This is a genomic window from Paracoccus seriniphilus, assembly GCF_028553745.1.
In the GTDB taxonomy this organism is placed as follows: Bacteria; Pseudomonadota; Alphaproteobacteria; order Rhodobacterales; family Rhodobacteraceae; genus Paracoccus; species Paracoccus seriniphilus.
Map to the genome: position 1 here is coordinate 519504 of NZ_CP067129.1, position 14576 is coordinate 534079.

The 14576-nt window shown below is 62.1% G+C and carries 13 protein-coding genes; 9 read left to right on the plus strand and 4 right to left on the minus strand.

What is annotated here, in order from left to right:
• The first annotated feature begins 6 nt into the window (after nt 1–6).
• Both JHW44_RS02490 and JHW44_RS02495 read left to right on the plus strand, forming a co-directional pair.
• Nucleotides 7–912 carry a cell division protein FtsX gene (locus tag JHW44_RS02490; RefSeq protein ID WP_179217676.1) on the plus strand — a complete coding sequence of 302 codons (906 nt, stop codon included), beginning with the start codon at nt 7–9 and terminating at the stop codon, nt 910–912.
• Nucleotides 909–1688: a lysophospholipid acyltransferase family protein gene (locus JHW44_RS02495; RefSeq protein ID WP_089343719.1), complete on the plus strand. Its 780-nt coding sequence runs from the start codon at nt 909–911 to the stop codon at nt 1686–1688. Before JHW44_RS02490 ends, JHW44_RS02495 begins: the two co-directional genes overlap by 4 nt.
• A gap of 42 nt (nt 1689–1730) precedes the next feature.
• Here the strand turns inward: JHW44_RS02495 and JHW44_RS02500 are convergent, their stop codons facing one another.
• Both JHW44_RS02500 and JHW44_RS02505 read right to left on the minus strand, forming a co-directional pair.
• Nucleotides 1731–2690, minus strand: a complete 960-nt coding sequence (locus tag JHW44_RS02500) for an acetyl-CoA carboxylase carboxyltransferase subunit alpha (RefSeq protein WP_089343718.1) — start codon at nt 2688–2690, stop codon at nt 1731–1733.
• 92 nt (nt 2691–2782) lie between these two features.
• Entirely contained in the window at nt 2783–3967 is a 1185-nt protein-coding gene (locus JHW44_RS02505) for a MalY/PatB family protein (protein ID WP_089343717.1), read from the minus strand.
• Between the two features lie 80 nt (nt 3968–4047).
• Here JHW44_RS02505 and def (JHW44_RS02510) point away from each other — a divergent pair, with 80 nt between their 5' ends.
• The 3 genes from def (JHW44_RS02510) to fmt all read left to right on the plus strand — a co-directional run bounded on the left by def (JHW44_RS02510) (nt 4048) and on the right by fmt (nt 6092).
• Nucleotides 4048–4569, plus strand: coding sequence for a peptide deformylase (gene def / locus JHW44_RS02510; protein ID WP_089343716.1), 522 nt, complete (start codon nt 4048–4050; stop codon nt 4567–4569).
• Nucleotides 4570–4660: 91 nt separating this feature from the next.
• Complete coding sequence (gene def / locus JHW44_RS02515) at nt 4661–5164, plus strand: peptide deformylase (RefSeq protein WP_089343926.1); 504 nt, start codon at nt 4661–4663, stop codon at nt 5162–5164.
• A gap of 34 nt (nt 5165–5198) precedes the next feature.
• Nucleotides 5199–6092, plus strand: coding sequence for a methionyl-tRNA formyltransferase (gene fmt, locus JHW44_RS02520; RefSeq protein WP_089343715.1), 894 nt, complete (start codon nt 5199–5201; stop codon nt 6090–6092).
• Between the two features lie 116 nt (nt 6093–6208).
• On the opposite strand, the gene secA is transcribed toward fmt, so the two are convergent.
• Nucleotides 6209–8926, minus strand: a complete 2718-nt coding sequence (gene secA / locus JHW44_RS02525; RefSeq protein WP_089343714.1) for a preprotein translocase subunit SecA — start codon at nt 8924–8926, stop codon at nt 6209–6211.
• Nucleotides 8927–9130: 204 nt separating this feature from the next.
• Here secA and JHW44_RS02530 point away from each other — a divergent pair, with 204 nt between their 5' ends.
• The 4 genes from JHW44_RS02530 to JHW44_RS02545 all read left to right on the plus strand — a co-directional run bounded on the left by JHW44_RS02530 (nt 9131) and on the right by JHW44_RS02545 (nt 11860).
• The gene (locus JHW44_RS02530) at nt 9131–9976 is read left to right on the plus strand and encodes a peptidylprolyl isomerase (protein ID WP_089343713.1); all 846 of its coding nucleotides are present in this window, start codon (nt 9131–9133) and stop codon (nt 9974–9976) included.
• On the plus strand, nt 9973–11229 hold the full coding sequence (argJ, locus tag JHW44_RS02535; RefSeq protein WP_419182507.1) for a bifunctional glutamate N-acetyltransferase/amino-acid acetyltransferase ArgJ: 1257 nt from the start codon (nt 9973–9975) through the stop codon (nt 11227–11229). The genes JHW44_RS02530 and argJ overlap by 4 nt, the downstream gene beginning before the upstream one ends.
• Nucleotides 11226–11624, plus strand: a complete 399-nt coding sequence (gene mutT, locus JHW44_RS02540) for an 8-oxo-dGTP diphosphatase MutT (RefSeq protein ID WP_089343712.1) — start codon at nt 11226–11228, stop codon at nt 11622–11624. The genes argJ and mutT overlap by 4 nt, the downstream gene beginning before the upstream one ends.
• Before the next feature lie 107 nt (nt 11625–11731).
• A complete protein-coding gene (locus tag JHW44_RS02545; protein WP_089343924.1) occupies nt 11732–11860 on the plus strand; it encodes a hypothetical protein in 129 nt (42 codons plus the stop codon).
• 152 nt (nt 11861–12012) lie between these two features.
• On the opposite strand, the gene infB is transcribed toward JHW44_RS02545, so the two are convergent.
• Nucleotides 12013–14574, minus strand: coding sequence for a translation initiation factor IF-2 (gene infB, locus JHW44_RS02550; protein WP_089343923.1), 2562 nt, complete (start codon nt 14572–14574; stop codon nt 12013–12015).
• Nucleotides 14575–14576: the final 2 nt, after the last annotated feature.

The window sequence follows — 14576 nt, forward strand, 5'->3', positions numbered from 1 at the left end:
CGTGGATTGAACCTGCGGGCGCTGTGGCGTGGATTGCTGTGGGGAGATGGCGGCGTCGGCGATCGAATCGTGCCGCCAACCGGCTTTACGGCCCATCTGACCCTGTTCTCGGCCGGAGCCATGGCCTTTCTGGCGGTCTTTGCGCTGGCCCTGGCGCTGGCCACCGGACGGCTGGCCGACCGCTGGTCGAACCAATTGGCGCAATCGGTGACGGTCCGCGTCAGCGCCCCGGCTGGCGAGCAAGAGGCGCGCACGCAGTCCGTGCTGCAGATCCTGCGAACGACACCGGGTGTCGGGCAGCCCCAACTTCTGCCCGATGACGAGGTGGCCAAGCTGCTGGCGCCATGGTTCGGGCCGGATATGCCGGTGGATGCCCTGCCGGTGCCTGCGCTGATCGACCTGCCGATTGCCGGGGACGAGTTTGACGCCGAAGGCCTGCGCCTGCGTCTTGAGGCCGAAGCGCCGGGGGCCGTGCTGGACGATCACACGCAATGGCGCCGTCCGCTGGTGTCCGCGGCCAAACGTCTGAGGGTTCTGGGCATCCTGTCCTTGCTGTTGATCGCAGCGACCTCGGGGGCGATGATCGTGCTGGCGGCCAAGGCAGCCCTGGCGGCCAACGGGCAGGTCATCCGTGTTCTGCGTCTGATCGGGGCGCGCGATCTGACCATCGCGACGGCCTTCGTGCGCCGTTTCACGAATCGTGCGGCCCTTGGGGCGGGCGCCGGAACCGTACTGGGCATGGGCGCGGTGGCCTTGCTGCCTGACATGCAGGCCGCCGGCGGATTTCTGACCGGGCTTGGCTTTCAGGGTTGGGACTGGCTGTTGCCATTGCTTATACCTGTCATTGCGGCTGCGGTCGGTTTCTTTGCGACGCGTTGGGCTGCGCTGAAAATGCTGGGGTCAATCAGATGAAGGCAAAATTGTCATCGGCCACTCCGGGTCCGCTGGGGCCGTGGCAATACCTGCAGAACATCCTGTATTACCTGCATGGCGGTCTGGCGACGGTGGTGATCGGACTGATCGGCCTGCCCTGGGTCGCCCTGCGTGGAACCAGGGCGGCCAATGGCGTCGCGACCTTCTGGATCGGCTATATGCTCTGGGCCGCCCGACTGCATATGGGCGTCACCTGCGAACTGCGCGGCCCCCTGCCTGAAGGCGACTGCATCATCGCCGCGAAACATCAGTGTTTCCTGGATATTCTGGCCATCGCCCAGGCGATGCCGCGTCGGGCCTTCATCATGAAGAAAGAGGTCATGCGGGTGCCGGTCATGGGCTGGTATGCCCGCAAGGTGGGCTGTATCCCGATCGACCGTGCACGTGGCCGCGATGCCATGCGTGCCATTTCAACCGAGGTGCAGCACAGACGCGCCACGCCCGAAGGGCTGGGCCAGCTGATCATCTATCCCGAGGGCACCCGATCGCGTCCCGGTGAAAGGCTGCCCTACAAGAACGGTGTGGCCATGCTGAGGTCGATGACGCATCTGCCGGTTGTGCCGGTGGCGGTGAACACCGGGCTGTTCTGGCCGCGCAAGGGCTGGGGCGTCAGATCGGGCCGGGCCGTGGTGGAATTTCTGCCTGCGATTTCTGGAGATGGCCGCGCCAGCGCGTTCATGGCCGAACTGCAGGACCAGATCGAGGACAATTCCGACCGGCTGATGGCCGAGGCAGGGTTTTCGGGCAAGGAGTAAGAGCCGCCGAAACCGGTTCGGCAGCCCTTTCGCAACATGGCATCAAGCCAGTGATTTCGATCCCATGGACAGAAATTTCTGACGACGGTCCTTGATCAGATCCGCGGGCTTCATGCCCTTCAGCTCTTCCAGCATCGCCACGATTTCTTCGCCGACGGCCTTGATCGCCTGTTGCGGGGCGCGCTGTGCCCCCCCGAGGGGCTCGGGGATGATCCGGTCGATCACCTCAAGTTTCTTCAGATCCTGCGCCGTCAGCTTCAGGGCGTCGGCCGCATCGCGCATCTTCTCGGAATCGCGCCAGAGGATCGAGGCACAGCCTTCGGGCGAAATCACCGAATAGATCGAATGCTCCAGCATGGCGATCCGGTTCGCGGTGGCAAAGGCCACCGCGCCGCCCGAGCCGCCCTCACCGATGATGACGGTGACCAGGGGAACGCCGATTTCCAGACATTTCTGCGTGCAGCGGGCAATGGCCTCGGACTGGCCGCGTTCTTCCGCGCCCTTGCCGGGATAGGCGCCCTGCGTATCGACAAGCATGATGACCGGCAGGCCGAAACGATGGGCCAGATCCATCAGGCGGATGGCCTTGCGATAGCCCTCGGGGCGGGCCATGCCGAAATTATGCAGGATGCGCGATTTGGTGTCATGACCCTTTTCATGGCCGATCACCATGCAGGGCATGTCGTTCAGTCGCGCCAGACCGCCCATCACGGCGTGGTCGTCGCCAAAGGCGCGGTCGCCTGCCAGCGGCGTGTATTCGGTGAACAGCGCGCTGATATATTCGCGGCAATGGGGCCGGTCGGGATGGCGGGCCACCTGGGTCTTTCGCCAGGGGTTGAGGTTCTTGTACAGCTCTTGCAGCAGGTCGCTGGCTTTCTTGTCCAGGGCTGCCGCCTCTTTCTCGACATCGACCGCATCCTCGGACTTGCGGGCCATGGCGCGCAGTTCCTCGGCTTTGCCTTCAATGTCGGCAAGCGGTTTCTCGAAATCCAAATAGACCATGCGCGGGATGCTCCGGGGCTGTTCGCGTTGCGCTTCTATATGATGTGCTGTGCGCCGGAATGCAACGCGAGCTGACATTCCCGCGCATCAGGTCACTGCAGATCGGCAAAGGCCGCCTGCAGCCGCGTGACGGCCTCGACCACATTGCTGCGCGGTGTGGCGATGTTGAACCGCAGGAAATCATTGCCGCCCTGACCGAAAGTCGGGCCGTGATTTGCGGCGATGCGCGCGCCTTGCTCGACACGGGCGGTGAATTCGGCGCGCGACATGCCGGTGCCCGAGAAATCGACCCATGACAGATAGGTGGCCTGCAGCGGCATCGAGCGCAGCCCCGGAATGGCGTTGATGCCGTCATCGAACAGGCGGCGGTTTTCATCCAGATAGGCCATCAGGGCATCGACCCATTCGGCGCCTTCAGGCGAATAGGCGGCGGTGACCATATCCATGCCGAACAGTCCGGGCGAGATTGCCGCTGCCATCAGCGCGCCCTTGAAACGCTGGCGCAGGTCGTCATTGGCGATGATCACATTGCCGATATGGGCGCCGGCGATATTGAAGGTCTTTGTGGCGGCGGTCAGCGTTACAAGGCGGTCGCTGATGTCGGGGACCAGATCCGCGATCATGTGATGCTTGTGCCCCGGATAGACCAGATCGCAATGGATGTCGTCAGAGACAAGGATCAGATCGTGGCGGGTGCAGAAATCCGCAACCTGACGCAATTCTTCCTCGGTCCAGACCCTGCCACCGGGATTATGGGGCGAACACAGGATCATCAGCCGTTCATTTCCGGTCAGCATCATTTCCCAGCGCGACCAGTCCATGACGTAGCCATCATCCTGTTGCGCCAGCGGCAGTTCGACCAGTTCCCGCCCGCCCGCGCGGATCACCCGTCCGAAGGCGTGATAGACGGGGCTCATGACGATCACGCCGTCGCCCTGTTTCGTATAGGCGTTCAGCGCCATGGCCACGGCATTGACCAGACCGGCAGTCGTCAGGATCCAGCCGGTCTCGATATCCCAGCCATGGCGGTTCTTCATCCACCACTGGATGGCGTCCAGATAGGGCTGATGCGCCCCAGGGTAGCCATAGATCCCATGCGCCGCCGTGGCCTCGACCGCGCGCTGAACCGCGGCGGGGGGCCGGAAATCCATATCCGCAATCCACATGGCCAAACCGCCATCGGCGCCGGATACGCCATAGGCTGCTTCCATATCGTCCCATTTCGCGCAGCGCGTGCCGACGCGGTCGATCTTTTGGTCGAAATCGGGATTGCTCATGGCCCCTCGCATGTTTTCAGCATCGATTCTTGCATACGCTGCTTGTTGCGTAAGGTGAAGGCATCGCCTAAATCGCTGTCATGAGCCTGCGTCCCATCCTGATCCATCCTGATCCCCGCCTGAAAAAGGTGGCCGAGCCCGTTGCACGCGTCACGCCCGAAATCGAGGCGCTGGCCGACGACATGCTGGCCACCATGTATGAAGCCCCCGGCGTCGGTCTGGCCGCGCCGCAGATCGGAATCCTCAAACGGATTTTCGTCATGGATGCCAATCGCGACCCCGAGGCCGAGCGGCAGCCCATGGTGCTGATCAACCCCGAGATCAGCTGGTCCTCGGAAGAGCAGAATTCATATGACGAAGGCTGCCTGTCGATTCCCGATCAATATGCCGAGGTCACGCGCCCTGCGCAGGTGACCATGCGCTGGCTGGGCCTGGACGGCAAATTGCACGAGCAGGATTTCGACGAGCTATGGGCCACCTGTGCCCAGCATGAGCTGGACCATCTGAACGGCATCCTGTTCATCGACCATATCTCGGCGATCAAGCGTCAGATGATCACCCGCAAGATGGTCAAATACAAACGCGAACGCGCCCGCGGCTGATCGCTGGCCGCCCCGTTTCCATGCATGTGGCGGGCCTGTTGGTGCAAGATGAAACCGGCTGTCGTTGCGACCGCCCCAGACTGGATTGCAGATGACCATTCGCGCCTTCCTGCCCTATGCCGATCCCAGGCTGCATCGTCCGGCCGCCGCGGTCGAAACGGTCAATGAAACCGTCCGGATGATCTGGGATGACATGATCGACACGATGGAGGCCATGCCCGGCGTCGGGCTGGCCGCGCCGCAGATCGGGATCATGATGCGCCTTGCGGTGGTCGATGCCTCGGAAAAGCGCGGGCAGGCGGTCCGCATGGCCAATCCGGAAATCCTGCATCGCAGCGTCAAGCTGCGCAGCCACGAGGAAGCCAGCCCGAATCTTCCCGGCGTCTCGGCGCCCATCGAACGTCCGCGCGCGGTGACGGTGCGTTTCCTCAATGCCGATGGCGAGCTTGAGGAACGCGATTTCGTCGGGCTTTGGGCGACCAGCGTTCAGCATCAATGCGATCACCTGGACGGCCGTCTTTACGTCGACCACCTCTCGCCGCTGCGCCGCAAGATGCTGGTTCAGAAATCTGCCAAACTCGCACGCCGCGGCTGATCCCTTCGGGCCACGGCACAGGAAAGAGGACAGCATGCGCATCATTTTCATGGGCACCCCGGATTTTTCTGTGCCCGCACTGCAGGCTCTGGCCGAAAAACATGAAATCGTTGCTGTATATTCCCAACCTCCGCGCGCTGCAGGGCGTGGTCAGAAGCCGCGTCCCTCGGCTGTTCACGCGGCGGCGGAAAAGCTGGGCCTGCCGGTGCGCACACCGACGGGGCTGCGTTCGGTCGAAGCTCAGGCGGAATTTGCCGCGCTGAATGCCGATCTGGCCGTGGTGGTCGCCTATGGGCTGATCCTGCCGCAAGCGGTTCTGGATGCCCCGCGACTAGGCTGCCTGAATATCCATGCCTCCTTGTTGCCGCGCTGGCGCGGGGCGGCTCCGATCCATCGCGCCATCCTGTCGGGGGATCGCGAAACCGGCGTGGCCATCATGCAGATGGATGCCGGACTGGACACCGGTGGCGTGCTTGCGCAGTGCAGCACCCCCATCGGTGCCGAGGAGACCACCGCCGATCTGCATGATCGTCTGGCTGCAATGGGTGCGGAACTGATCGTGAAGGTGGTCGCGGATCTGCCGATGCAGGCGGTTCCCCAGGTCAGCGAAGGCGTCACCTATGCGCAGAAAATCGACAAGGCCGAGGCCCGGATCGACTGGTCGCGGTCCGCAGTCGAGATCGACCGCCAGATTCGTGGTCTGTCGCCCTTTCCCGGTGCCTGGTGTGAAGTTGCGGGCGAGCGCGTGAAACTGCTGCGCAGCCGTCTTGTCGACGGGAATGGTGCGCCCGGAGAATTGCTTTCGGGATTCCGCGTCGCCTGTGGGCAGGGGGCGGTAGAAATTCTCGAAGCGCAGCGCGCGGGAAAACGTCCGATGATGGCCGAAGATCTGCTGCGTGGATGGGAACTGCCACAGCGGCTGGGCTAGGGGCGGCGCAGGTCGCCCTCCGGCCCGCGCAGTGCCGGGGCTTTCCCCGGCCAGCGCGGCCGGACCACGTCGCGGGACGCAATCAGGACAGCTTGCCGGTCATTCCACGGGCGATATCAGATCGCGCCGTGGCAATGCTTGAACTTCTTGCCCGACCCGCAGGGGCAGGGATCGTTGCGTGAAGGATTGCCCCAGGTCGAAGGATCGTTCTCGTCGAATCCTTCGATCAGCGGCGTGGGGGCATCGGCATCATCGCTGGATTGCTTGTCCGCGCCATGCTCCATGGTCAGATGCTCTTGCGCCGATTTCTGCTGTTCTGCCATCTGGCGCAGCATTTCCTCTCGCTCGGCCTCTGTCAGCGGGCGGATTTGGGCAAGACGCTGGGTGACATCGCCGCGCAGGCTGTCCAGCAGCATTTCGAACAGCTGGAAGGCTTCGGTCTTGTATTCCGACAGCGGGTCGCGCTGCGCATAGCCACGGAAGCCCACGACCGAGCGCAGATGTTCCAGCGTAACCAGATGTTCGCGCCATTTCTGGTCGATCATCTGCAGCAGCACCTGCTTCTCGATGGTGCGCATGTTCTCGGCGCCGAAGGCCTCGGCTTTCTCGGCCATGTATTTGTCGGTGGCTTCCTCGATCCGCTCGCGCATGATCTCCTGGTCGACGCCTTCCTCATCTGCCCATTCCCGCAACGGCAGGTTCATGTTCAGCTTGTCGCGGACTCCGGCTTTCAGTCCTTCGATATCCCATTGATCAGCATAGGATTTGGGCGGCATGAACTCATCGACCAGATCGTCGATGACCTGATGGCGCATGTCATCCGCGATATCGCCGACCTCGTCGCTGTCCATGATCTCGCGGCGCTGGCTGAAGATGGCCTTGCGCTGGTCGTTCATGACGTCATCGAATTTCAGCAATTGCTTGCGGATGTCGAAGTTGCGTCCCTCGACCTTGGCCTGGGCACGTTCCAGCGACTTGTTCACCCAGGGGTGCACGATGGCCTCGCCTTCCTTCATTCCCAGCGAGGACAGGACCTTGTCCAGACGCTCGGACCCGAAGATGCGCATCAGGTCGTCGTCCAGCGACAGGAAGAACAGCGAACGGCCCGGGTCGCCCTGGCGACCGGAACGACCGCGCAGCTGATTGTCGATCCGCCGGCTTTCGTGGCGCTCGGTTCCCAGAACGAACAGCCCGCCGGCCTCAAGCACCTTTTGCTTGTCGGCGGCATGTTCGGCCTCGATGCGGGCGCGCAGTTCGTCGGGATTGGCCTCGGGGTTGGCCTTCAGGGCCTCCATGACCTTGATCTCGACATTTCCGCCCAGCTGGATGTCGGTGCCGCGCCCTGCCATGTTGGTGGCGATCGTGACGGCGCCGGGCTTGCCGGCATCGGCAACGATCTGGGCCTCGGCCTCGTGCTGACGGGCGTTCAGGACGTTATGGGGAACGCCATCCTTGGTCAGCAGGGCAGACAGCATCTCGGATTTCTCGATGCTGGTGGTGCCGACCAGCGTCGGTTGCCCCTTGGCGTGGGCTTCCTTGATGGCCTCGATGACGGCGGCATATTTCTCGCCAGCGGTGCGATAGACGCGGTCATGTTCATCAATCCGCTGGATGGGGCGGTTGGTGGGAACCTCGACCACGCCCAGCTTGTAGATTTCCGCGAATTCCTCGGCCTCGGTCGATGCCGTGCCGGTCATGCCTGACAGTTTTTCGTAAAGGCGGAAATAGTTCTGGAAGGTGACGCTGGCCAGCGTCACGTTCTCAGGCTGGATATCGACGCCTTCCTTGGCCTCGATGGCCTGATGCAACCCGTCAGAGAGACGACGCCCCTTCATCATCCGGCCGGTGAATTCGTCGATCAGCGCCACTTCGCCGTCGCGGATCATATAGTGCTGATCCTTCTGGAACAGCTTGTGTGCACGCAGCGCCTGATTGGCGTGATGCACGATGGTGGTGGACTCGGGATCATACAGGGTCTGGCCTTCGGGCAGGATGCCGTCGGCGGCCAGTTTCTGTTCCAGGAACTCGTTGCCCTCTTCGGTAAAGGTCGCGTTGCGGGCCTTTTCGTCCAGCTTGTAATGTTCTTCGGTCAGCTGCGGGATATACTTGTCCAGCGTCAGATAGAGTTCCGAACGGTCCTGTGATGGCCCGGAAATGATCAGCGGCGTGCGGGCCTCGTCGATCAGGATGCTGTCGACCTCATCCACGATGGCGTAATGATGGCCGCGCTGCAGCATCTCTTCGACGCTGCCCTTCATGTTGTCGCGCAGATAGTCAAAGCCCAGTTCGTTGTTGGTCGAATAGGTCACATCGGCCTGATAGGCGACGCGCTTTTCGGATTCGGGCTGAAACGGATAGACGGCACCGCTGGTCATGCCCAGTTGTGTAAAGACCTTGCCCATCCATTCCGCGTCACGCCGGGCCAGGTAATCATTCACCGTGACGACATGCACGCCCTTGCCGGTCAGGGCGTTCAGATAGGCGGGGAAGGTCGCGACCAGCGTCTTGCCCTCACCAGTCTTCATCTCGGCGATATTGCCCTGATGCAGGAAGATGCCGCCCATCAGCTGCGTGTCGAAGGCCCGCAGGCCAAGGGCACGGCGCGCGCCTTCGCGACAGTTGGCGAAAGCCTCGGGCAGAAGCGAGTCGAGATCCTCTCCTCCGGCGACGCGCTTCTGGAATTCGCGGGTCTTTTCGATCAATGCCTCGTCGGACAGGGCCTGGAACTCTTCCTCCAGGGCGTTGATCCGCGCAATCAGACCGCGTGTTGATTTCACCTTGCGGTCGTTCGGCGTGCCGAAGACCTTTTTCGCCAGATTTCCAATGCCGAGCATAATACCTTCGCAATCACGTTGTTGGGAAAGCTTGTCAAAGCAGGGCCACTTGCCCGGACCAGCCGCATTGCCGTATCAGGGGCCTGAACGAAAGCGGCGGCGGCGCCTTCCACGGTTGATTTGGATGTATGCGTCGCCTGCTTCACTGTCAACGCTGGCGGGGTTCCCGATCGGGGCTGCGTCGTGATTTGCAAAGGAATTTCCATGCTGAAACCGTCTATTCTGGCCGCTTTCACCCTGATGGCACCGCTGCTGTCGCCCGCAATGGCTGCAGCACAGGACAAGGGCGCGGATACCGTGGTGGCCACCGTGAACGGTCAGGCGATCACTTTGGGGCAAATGATCGTGATGAAGCAGTCGGTTCAGGATCCGCAGATGGCGGGGTTGCCGGATCAGGCGCTGTGGGACATGATGCTGGACCAGCTGATCCGTCAGACCGCCGTGGCCGGCACCGGCAAGGAAAACGCCGGCGTACGTGCCCAGATGGAGCTTCAGCGTCGCAATACCCTTGCAACTGCGGCGGTGACGCAGATTGCCGAGATCGAGCCGACCGAGGACGAAATTCAGTCCACCTATGAAAAGATGTTCGGCAGTGTCGAGCCAAGCACCGAGTATTCGGCAGCGCATATCCTGGTCGAGACCGAAGAAGAGGCCAAGGAAATCAAGTCCGAACTGGACGGTGGTGCCGATTTCGGAACTCTGGCCGAAGAACGTTCGACCGGCCCCAGCGGGCCCAACAAGGGCGATCTGGGCTGGTTCACGGCCGAGCAGATGGTTCCGCCCTTCGCCGAGGCGGTCAAGGCGCTGGACAAGGGAGAGGTGTCGGACCCGGTGAAAACCGATTTCGGCTGGCATGTCATCAAGCTGAACGACACGCGGCTGCGCGAAGCACCGACGCTGGACGAGGTGCGTGAGCAGGTCATACAGATGGTCCGCCGCGGCAAGGTCGAAGCTGCCATCGAAAGCATCGTTGCCGAAGCCAAGATCGAAAAGGTCGAAGGCATCGAACCCGCGATGATGAACGACACCGATCTGCTGGAGGCCGAATGATGGGCAAGGCCGGGCTCGCTGTTTCTCCGCTTGCACCTGCCGCCTTTCCCGACCTGCCGGTGATCGACGGAGTTGAATTTTCCAGCGCGGCGGCAGGGGTCAAATACCAGGATCGCACAGATGTGACCCTGATCCGCATCGCGGCAGGTTCGGCGGTCGCGGGGGCCTTCACGCGGTCGTCCACGCGGGCGGCCTGCGTTCTGGACAATCAGGCCAAACTGGCCGCCGGCGGTGCAGCGCCCGAGGGTGCGGCCATCATCGTGAATTCGGGCAATGCCAATGCATTCACGGGTGCGCGCGGTCAGGAATCGGTGGATGCCGTTACGCAGGCAGTCGCGCAGGCGCTGGGGATTGACGCCAATCGGGTGTTTTCTTCGTCGACCGGCGTGATCGGAGAGCCGCTGCCGCATGAGCGGATCGTGGCTGCGGTTGACGGTCTGGCGCGTGATCTTCGCAAGGATGGTGCTGCCGATGCCGCCCGGGCCATCATGACGACCGACACCTTTCCCAAGGGCGCTTCGGCCAGCCTTTCGGTCGGTGGCGGCGAAATCCATATCGCGGGGATCGCCAAGGGCTCGGGCATGATCGCACCTGACATGGCGACCATGCTGGTCTATATCTTCACCGATGCGCGGATCGAGGCCGGTCTGTTGCAGCAGGCCCTGTCGGGCGGGCTGGACAGCAGCTTCAACGCCATCACTGTCGACAGCGATACCTCGACCTCGGATGCGCTGATCCTGGCGGCGACCGGGCGCAGTGCAACACCGGAAATCGCCGATCTGGACAGTCCCGCAGGGCAAGCCTTTGTTGAGGCCCTGCATGGCGTCATGCGGGAATTGGCACATCTGGTTGTGCGTGACGGCGAGGGCGCCACGAAATTCGTCGAGGTTCAGGTCACCGGTGCAGACAGCACGGAAGATGCCAGGAAAGTGGCTTTCGCCATTGCGAATTCTCCGCTGGTCAAAACCGCCATCGCCGGTGAGGACGCAAATTGGGGCCGGATCGTCATGGCCGTCGGGAAATCCGGTGCCAGGGCGGACAGGGATCTCTTGACCATCCGCTTTGGCGATATGGTTCTGGCCGAGAAGGGCTGGCGTTCCCCGGACTATGATGAAGAGGCGGCCAGCGCCTACATGAAACAGCAGGAACTGCTGATCGCTGTCGATCTTGGTCTGGGGCAGGGAGCGCAGACCGTCTGGACCTGCGATCTGACGCATGGATATGTGGATATCAATGCGGATTACCGGTCATGAAATCGGTGCTGGTTTCGGCTGTGGCCCTGATTGATGCCGACGGGCGCGTGCTTCTTGCACAGCGCCCGGAAGGCAAATCCATGGCCGGCATGTGGGAGTTTCCGGGCGGCAAGGTCGAGGTTGGTGAAACGCCGGAAGCGGCCCTGATCCGCGAACTGCAGGAAGAGCTGGGAATCGAAACCTGGGATTCCTGTCTGGCACCGCTGACCTTTGCCAGCCATCAGTATGACAGTTTTCATCTTCTGATGCCGGTCTTTGCCTGCCGCAGGTGGAAGGGAATCGTGCGCCCGATGGAGGGACAGACCCTGGCCTGGGTCCATGCCCGGGATTTGCGCAATTACACCATGCCTCCGGCGGATATTCCGCTGATCCCGGCCTTGCAGATGTGGCTTTAGGGTCGCAGTCAGTTCAGAAACTGCGTTTTTTTGGGGCAACTGGCCCGATTGGCGACGTGATTTTTAATCATTTCATGGAAACTTCATGAACGGAGGGGGACATGAACATGATTCGCACTATCACGATTGGTCGCTATATCTCGGTTCAGGGATTGTTCGAGGCAGTTGGGCGCAACGGCAATATCGTCATTCGCGTCGGTGCCCATACATATGAGGGCAAGCCCGTGGCCGGTTAGCGCATCCCGGGCCTGGGCTTCAGTTCAGGCCTCATGCTGGCCAAGCGCCATGTTGGCAGGGAAGGCATCACATTCGGGATGCCTGCTGATCACAAAAGAAAAGGGCGGCCGATTGGCCGCCCTTTTTGTTGTCTGTCATTTGCATTGACGGATCAAAGGGTCCGTTCGACCTCTTCGCGTTCGAAGATCTCGATCACGTCATTGGGACGGATGTCTTCATAGTTCTCGAAGGCCATGCCGCATTCCTGACCCGACTGCACTTCTTTGACTTCGTCCTTGAAGCGTTTCAGGGTTTTCAGCGTGCCTTCATGGATCACCACGTTGTCACGCAGCAGGCGCACACCGGCGCTGCGACGCGCGACACCTTCGGTTACCAGACAGCCTGCAACCTTGCCGACGCCAGTGACCTTGAAGACTTCGCGGATCTGCGCATAGCCGATGAAGTTCTCGCGAACTTCGGCCGAAAGCAGGCCCGAGGCCGCTGCCTTGATGTCATCCACCAGGTCATAGATGACCGAGTAATAGCGGATCTCGACACCCTTCTGGTTGGCCGAGTTGCGTGCAGGTGCATTGGCACGGACGTTGAAGCCCATGACCGGGGCATTGGAGGCCTCGGCCAATCCGATGTCGGATTCGGTGATCGCGCCGACGCCATAGTGCAGAACGCGCACACGGACCTCATCATTGCCGACCTTTTCCAGCGCCTGAACGATTGCCTCGGCAGAGCCCTGCACATCGGCTTTCAGAACCACGGGCAGTTCGGCCACGGTCTGGTCGGCCTTGGCCTTGGCCATCAGCTGTTCCAGCGTCGTTGCCGCACCGGCCGCGGCACGTTTGTCCTTGGCCTGCTGCATGCGATAATCGGCGATTTCACGGGCCTGCGCCTCGGTCTCGACAACGTTCAGGACATCGCCAGCCTCGGGCGTGCCGTTCAGACCCAGAACCTCGACAGGAACCGAGGGGCCGGCCTCTTCGACGCGGTCGCCCTGATCGTTGATCAATGCACGCACCTTGCCCCATTGTTCGCCGACGACAAAGATGTCGCCGCGACGCAGGGTGCCGTTCTGAACCAGAACGGTCGCGACCGGACCACGTCCGACATCCAGCTGAGCCTCGATCACGGCGCCCTGGGCGGCGCGGTCGGGATTGGCCTTCAGCTCCAGAATCTCGGCCTGAAGCGCGATGGCTTCCAGCAGCTCATCCAGACCCTTGCCGGTCTTGGCCGAAACTTCGACATCCTGAACATCGCCGGACAGTTTCTCGACGATGACTTCCTGATGCAGCAGCGCGGTACGAACCTTGTCGGGATCGGCGTCGGGTTTGTCGACCTTGTTGATGGCCACGATCATCGGCACCTTGGCCGCCTTGGCGTGGTTGATGGCCTCGATGGTCTGCGGCATCACGGCGTCATCCGCAGCGACGACCAGAACCACGATATCCGTCACATTGGCACCACGTGCCCGCATCGAGGTAAAGGCCGCGTGCCCCGGCGTGTCGAGGAAGGACAGCACCGCACCCGATTCGGTCGTCACCTGATAGGCCCCGATATGCTGGGTGATCCCGCCGGCTTCGCCCGACACGACATTGGCCTTGCGGATCGCATCCAGCAAGGAGGTCTTGCCATGGTCGACATGGCCCATGATCGTGATGATCGGCGGGCGCGGCTTCAGATCTTCAAGCTTGTCCTGAACCTGATCGATGACCTGTTCGACATCGGCGTCGCTGACGCGCACCGCCTTGTGACCGAATTCCTCGATCACCACCTCGGCGGTATCGGCGTCGATGGACTGGTTCATGGAGACCATCATGCCCATCTTCATCAGCGATTTCACCACATCAGCGGCGCGTTCGGCCATGCGGTTGGCCAGTTCCGACACCACGATGGTCTCGGGAAGCTGAACTTCGCGAACCTGCTTTTCGACGCGCTGATTGCCGCCCATCGCCTTTTGGCGCGCACGCTCTTGCTTGCGCTTCATGGCTGCCATGCTGCGCTGACGGCCACCTTCGCCATTCAGTGCCTGGTTCAGCGACAGTTTGCCGGAACGGCGATTGTCGTCGCGTGCGCCCTTGCCGCGGCTGTCGCGGTCATTGGCACGGTCAGGACGGTCACGATCGGATTTGCGCGGACCACCGGCGGCAACGCCCTTGGTTTCGGCACGTGCAGCGGCAGCTTCGATGGCAGCCTGATCGGGTGCCGCAGCCTTGCCGCGTTCGTCCTTCTTGGGCGCTTCCTTCTTCGGAGCATCCTTCTTGCGCGCGGCCTCTTCGGCTTCGCGGGCGCGGCGGGCCTCTTCTTCGGCCTTGGCCTTCATGGCCTCTTCGCGTTCGCGCTCTTCGCGTGCCTTGGCTTCGATTTCGGCGCGACGGCGCTGGCGCTCTTCCTCGCGGGCCTTTTCCTGGGCTTCGCGGGCTGCAGCCTCTTCGGCTTCACGGGCCTTGGCCGCCGCAAGTGCCTTCAGGCGGCGCTCCATCTCGGCTTCGCTAATACCTGCAGGCCGCTTGGAGGGATCGCTGGCATGTTTCGAGACCAGAGGCGATTTTGCTTTGTCGACAGCCCCACCCGCCGCAGTGCCCGCCTTGGGGACGACCACCCGCTTGCGCTTGGTCTCCACGACCACACTCTTGGTGCGTCCGTGGCTGAAACTCTGTTTGACCTGACCCGAGCGGCCGCTGCCGCCGAGGCCCAGGGTCTTCTTTCCGTCTTTGTCGCTCATCT